The sequence below is a fragment of the Actinomycetota bacterium genome, from assembly GCA_013152275.1.
In the GTDB taxonomy this organism is placed as follows: domain Bacteria; phylum Actinomycetota; class Acidimicrobiia; order Spongiisociales; family UBA4744; genus BMS3Bbin01.
In genome coordinates, this window is record JAADGS010000048.1 from 1 (window position 1) to 4927 (window position 4927).

A 4927-nucleotide genomic window follows, 5' to 3' on the forward strand; every position below is an offset into this window, starting at 1 on the left:
CCCCTCCGGGGGAAGGGCCGAGTCTTCGAGGCGATGGGGGTGTCCCAGAGCCGGCGTAGCCGGAGCCAGACCCCTCGAGGGGAAGTGCCGAGTCTTCGAGGCGATGGGGGTGTTCCCGAGCCGGCGCAGCCGAAGCCGGCCCCTGCAACAGGAACGGACGAGTGTCGGGAGCTACACGACCCAGAGCAGCAGGCCGAGGCCCAGCAGGACCATGACGGCCCCGGTCGCGGCCCGTATGGTCCTCGACGAGGACCGCTCCCATGCCTGGATCTTGCCGCCCAGTACCGGGTCCAGTGCGAGGAACAGCACGACGATCAGCGGGAGGACGAACATCACGTTGTACAGCACGAGGTAGCCCACCCCCTGCCAGAAACTCGTCTGGCCGGCCAGCAGGCCCAGGACGGCCACGTACGGGCCTCCCGAGCAGGGGAACGTGTGCAGTCCCACCAGCGTCCCCAGCACCAGGGTCGTCGGCAACGTGGCCCGGTGCATCCACGTCTGGAGCGATTCCTTGCTGCCCTCGGGCACCTTCAGGCGGAGAGGAAACCTGGGGAAGAGGGCGCCCAGCACGTTGATCAGGCCCAGCACCATCAGGAGAACTGCCCCCGCCTGGCCCAGCCAATGCCCCTTCAGCAGCGTCGAGGCACGCAGCAGACCCAACCCGATGAGGAAGTACACGATGTAGACCGCGCCGATGTACACCGCACCCATGCGGATGACCGAGATACGCGTCTTACGGATGGTGAACAGGAAGGAGATGAAGAACAGCAGGATCGCCAGCGCACACGGATTGATCCCGTCGACGAGCCCGGTCAGGAGCACCGTCGGGAGCAGCAGCCTGGTGGGTTTGTGGACGTCGGTCGCGAACCCGTCCCTGTTGGCGTCGAACCACGCCAGATACACCGAGATGGGTGTGTCCGCCGGATACGTCATGACCGGACCGGCGAACGCCCAGGCCTGGTACTCGCTGCGGTCCTGCTCTTCGCCGGCGACGAGAATCCGTTTCGGCAACGTTGCGTCCGCGGCCAGCAGCGCCTCCACCACGCTGCGGGGCGGTTCGCCCTGGAGGATGATGCGACCGTCGTCCACGAAGGTGGCGAGGTGGCTCTGCAGGTCCAACGGGACGCCCAGGCGGTCGTTCAACGCGTTGAAGTCCGCCCGGTTCTCACGCTCGTTGATGTAGTCGTGCTTCGTCAGGGGGATCCCGGCGGCGTCCATCACCTCGGTGAGTTCCCCCTCGACGTAGGTGACGCACTCGTCGCACGCCTCGTTGTAGTACACGACGGCCTCACGTTGCGCCGCGTCCGCCCTGGCCGGCAGGAGCAAGCTCCCCAGGACGAACGCCAGGAGGCTCACGCCCAGCAGGGCCGTCGTCGTCGTTTTCGTCTTCATCCTGTGGCTCTCTTCAACAGCAGGTCAGGGTCTCGGGGATCTCGCCCTCTTCGAGTTCCCCGAACGGATTCCCGTACCGGCGAATGTTGGCGATCATCGTCCTGTTCACGTCGGTCTCGACTCCGTTCGCCACCAGGCCGGCACGAATGGATTCCCCGTCCGGATCGTGGGTCACCGGGCAGAGTTCCCGGCAGGCGCGACACAGCGTGCATTGATAGAACAGCACCGATGCGATCCTCGCCGAGGCCAGGATCGCCAATCCGCGCGGGCTGATCTGTTCCTGTCGCAGGATGCCGAAGACCGGACAGACTTCGCGGCACAGCCCACATTCGATGCAAGGCGGGTTCTCCGTTTGGGCGTTCAACATAGCTTCCCCCGGTTCAGCACACCCCGAGGGTCATAGGTGTCCTTGAGCCGGCGCACCTCGGCCCGATACCTCGCGGTGGTCCAGGCCTTCTTCTTCAGCCCGACGCCGTGCTCGCCGCTGACCTGGCCGCCCAGGTCCGCCACCCGGCCGTAGAGGGTGGCGATGCGTTCGTCGTCGGGGGGGAAACAGGGATGGATGATGCCGACCCCCAGGTGACCGAAGGCGGGGATGGCTTCGGTGTCGAGCCACGGCAACAGCACCGACAGCCCGGCGGCGTCCAGTTTCGGATCTTCGATGACCGGGTAGCCGCGCCCGGCGAGCACCGGGTACAGGCCGTCGCGGGCCCGCCACACGGCGTCGATCTGCTCCGGGTCGGTCAGCTCCCCGCCGTCGGAGTCGAACTCGCCCAGCAGATGGGGGAGAGGCTCCCAGCCGATGGCGGCGGCGGCGTGACGGTTGAGATACTCGAGGGCCGTGAGGCGAGGGTCGCAGATCCATTCGTTCCGCCGGGCCGCCAACGCGTCTTCGTCGCCGTCGGCGAACAACGAGACGGTCCTCCGCTGTGGCAGCGGGGCCAGGCGCACCGTCGCCTCCACGATCAGGCCGGTGACACCTTCGCGCCCGACGACGTCGTCGAGTTCCTCCCCACCGATGCGAACAAGACGGCCTCGACCGTCGACGAGGGACAGTTCCTGCACCCAGCGGCGCATCGATCCGTACCGCACGGCACGCATCCCGGCGGCGTTGGTGGCGATCATGCCGCCGATCGTGGCTGCCCGCCGGCTGCCGGGAACGACAGGCAGGAAGAGGTCGTGCACGTTCAGAAGGCGGTTGAGGGATTCGAGGACCACTCCGGCCCCGACCCGTGCCGTTCGACCTGCGGGGTCGATGGAGGCGACGGTGTTCAGACGCGAGAGATCCACCACGACGGACCGCTGAGGGGTCGCCCCGCCACACAATCCGGTGCCCGCACCTCTCGGTGTCAAGTCCACGCCGGCCGCCTGCGCCCATTCGACCAGGGCGGCCACCTGGGGCGGCTGCGACGGCCAGACGACGGCCAGGCAATCCCCCTCCAGCCGGGAGGCGTCCCGCCGGTACACCACCAGGTCGTCGGCCGAGTCCGACACGTTTTGGGCCCCGACGATCCTGCGCAGCTCCGTCGTGTTCATGGCGCAGGTTCCGGGTCGGTGCCGCGGGCCAGCGCCTCGCTGAACTCCAGCACCTCGACGCCGTCGGCGTTCTGCTTGAAGTGCGCGTAACAGAGGGGACAGGCGGTGCACAGACGCCCGTTGTTCACCATGTCGAGGCGTTGGCAGGCGATCGCATCGGCCAGCTCGGGGAAGTTGGACTTCAGGCCGCCGCCGGCGCCACAGCAGAGGCTCTGTTCGCGGTTGTCGGGCAGCTCGGTGACGCTCCATCCGGCCGCAGCGAGGAGCCGTCGGGGCTCCTCGTAGATGCCGGACCAGCGGCCCAGATGGCAGGGATCGTGGTAGGTGAGATCCCCTGTGCCGGTCCCGTCCTCGCTCTGCTCATCCGGGCGGAGCTCCGCCAGCGCCTGGGAGACATGGATCGCATCCAGGCCGTAGTCGTGCGCGAGTGTGTGGTAGCAGCCGGGGCAGTTCGTGATGACCTTGCGGACGCTGAACCTGGCGAACACTTCGAGGTTCTTCGCCTTGAGCTCTTCGAACTCGTCGAGGTAGCCGGCCCGTTTGACCGGACTTCCACAGCACAAGGTCTCGCCGGGAAGCATGATGAAATCGATGCCGGCACGACGCAACAGGGCTTCGTAGCCCGCCTGGATATCCGGCAGGGCGTAGCGGGTCACGCAGCCGGGGTAGTAGAGCGTGTTGCTCCCGGAGAGTTTCTCCAACCATCGTTTGAGAATGGCCGTCTCCTAGCTGTCTGCCTTACGGATGGTTGCGCGAAACTCCACCTGCGCCTCGGGTGTCTCCGGGTCATTGCTGCGGACGTAGATGAGTCGCATCACGTCGCCGTGCAGGTTGTCTTCGATCGGATCGAGTGTGACGCGCAGCTCGGTGGTTTCGCCCGGTGGGATGGTCTCGCGCTCTACCGACGCCTTCGTGCAACCGCAGGAGGTACTGACCTTCTCGATCTGCAGGACATCGTCTCCGTCGTTTCGAATCGTGTAGCTCGCTTCGAGAGGTTCTTGGGGAACCTCACCCAGGTCTTGTGAGGCAGGCTCGATGACGATACGCGGGGAGCTGGTGGCGCAACCGGAGAACAAAACGACAACCAGCACGATGAGGACTATGAGCCCCATTCTCCATGCCCACGGTGAAGGATTTCTGGTGGTCACTTGTCTGTCACACGCCAGGAATTAGCCGGTCTGATCAGCAATGATAGCTGGAACGAATCGGCTCTCGGTCGGCGGCCGGTGCCGGTCTGCGACCGGATGCGTCCGCGCCGCAGTGCCGTGGATCGCGCGATGCGCGGCCGCATCGAGACATCACAGACCGTGTGAGCCGTCCCTCTCAGTAGTCGAACGGCTCCAGGGCTCCGTCGGTCTTGATCAGCATCACCGGCAGGGACTCCCAGGTCGAGGTGTCGCCACCCATGCCGGGAGAATCCGACGGCATGCCCGGTAGCGCCAGTCCGATCGCGTCGGGCTTCGTTTCGAGGAGTCGCAGGATCGCGCCGGCAGGCACGTGCCCCTCGATGACATAGCCGTCCACCACGGCGGTGTGGCACGAATGCGCCTCCTCCGGGATGCCGCTCGAGAGTTTGAATGATTCGATTTGCTCGTCGACCTGCACGTCGAGGTCTGCTCCGAGATCTTGTAGGTACCCGACCCACTCTGTGCAGCATCCTCAGCCGGGGGGTACGTGGATTTCCATGGCCACGCCGGTCAGATCCAGGCTGCGAGCCGTTCCGGCGGCCGTGGCCGTGGTGGGAGCGGTGGTCGTAGTGGTGGTGGTCGCGGCCCCGCCGCAGGCTGCCACCAGCAGCGCCAAGGTTACGAACACGGCGAAATGCTTCACGGTCATCCCTCCGTTTTGGTTGCCGTAATGTAGCAAGAGGCCTTATGTCGCCAAAACCGAGCCACGTCTTTTCTTTCCCCTCGCCTCGGGTGCTTCCCCTGCTCGGAAGGTTATCTACCCCATCGGCCTCGGCCAAAGCCCCGAGGCCACTTCACCTGCTAGGGGAAGC

The 4927-nt window shown here is 66.0% G+C and carries 6 protein-coding genes and 1 pseudogene; all 7 read right to left on the bottom strand.

Annotation, left to right across the window (positions count from 1 at the left end):
• Positions 1-171: 171 nt before the first annotated feature.
• The 7 genes and pseudogenes from GXP34_08760 to GXP34_08790 all read right to left on the bottom strand — a co-directional run bounded on the left by GXP34_08760 (position 172) and on the right by GXP34_08790 (position 4764).
• Positions 172-1392, bottom strand: a complete 1221-nt coding sequence (locus tag GXP34_08760) for a hypothetical protein (protein ID NOY56065.1) — start codon at positions 1390-1392, stop codon at positions 172-174.
• Positions 1393-1405: 13 nt separating this feature from the next.
• Entirely contained in the window at positions 1406-1759 is a 354-nt protein-coding gene (locus GXP34_08765) for a (Fe-S)-binding protein (protein ID NOY56066.1), read from the bottom strand.
• The gene (locus GXP34_08770) at positions 1753-2928 is read right to left on the bottom strand and encodes an FAD-binding oxidoreductase (protein NOY56067.1); all 1176 of its coding nucleotides are present in this window, start codon (positions 2926-2928) and stop codon (positions 1753-1755) included. The genes GXP34_08765 and GXP34_08770 overlap by 7 nt, the downstream gene beginning before the upstream one ends.
• Entirely contained in the window at positions 2925-3629 is a 705-nt protein-coding gene (locus GXP34_08775; protein ID NOY56068.1) for a (Fe-S)-binding protein, read from the bottom strand. The genes GXP34_08770 and GXP34_08775 overlap by 4 nt, the downstream gene beginning before the upstream one ends.
• A 24-nt stretch (positions 3630-3653) precedes the next feature.
• Complete coding sequence (locus GXP34_08780) at positions 3654-4040, bottom strand: DUF1573 domain-containing protein (protein ID NOY56069.1); 387 nt, start codon at positions 4038-4040, stop codon at positions 3654-3656.
• Between the two features lie 211 nt (positions 4041-4251).
• Positions 4252-4533 (bottom strand): annotated as a pseudogene (locus tag GXP34_08785) (hypothetical protein).
• Positions 4534-4587: 54 nt separating this feature from the next.
• A complete protein-coding gene (locus GXP34_08790; protein NOY56070.1) occupies positions 4588-4764 on the bottom strand; it encodes a hypothetical protein in 177 nt (58 codons plus the stop codon).
• Positions 4765-4927 lie beyond the last annotated feature (163 nt).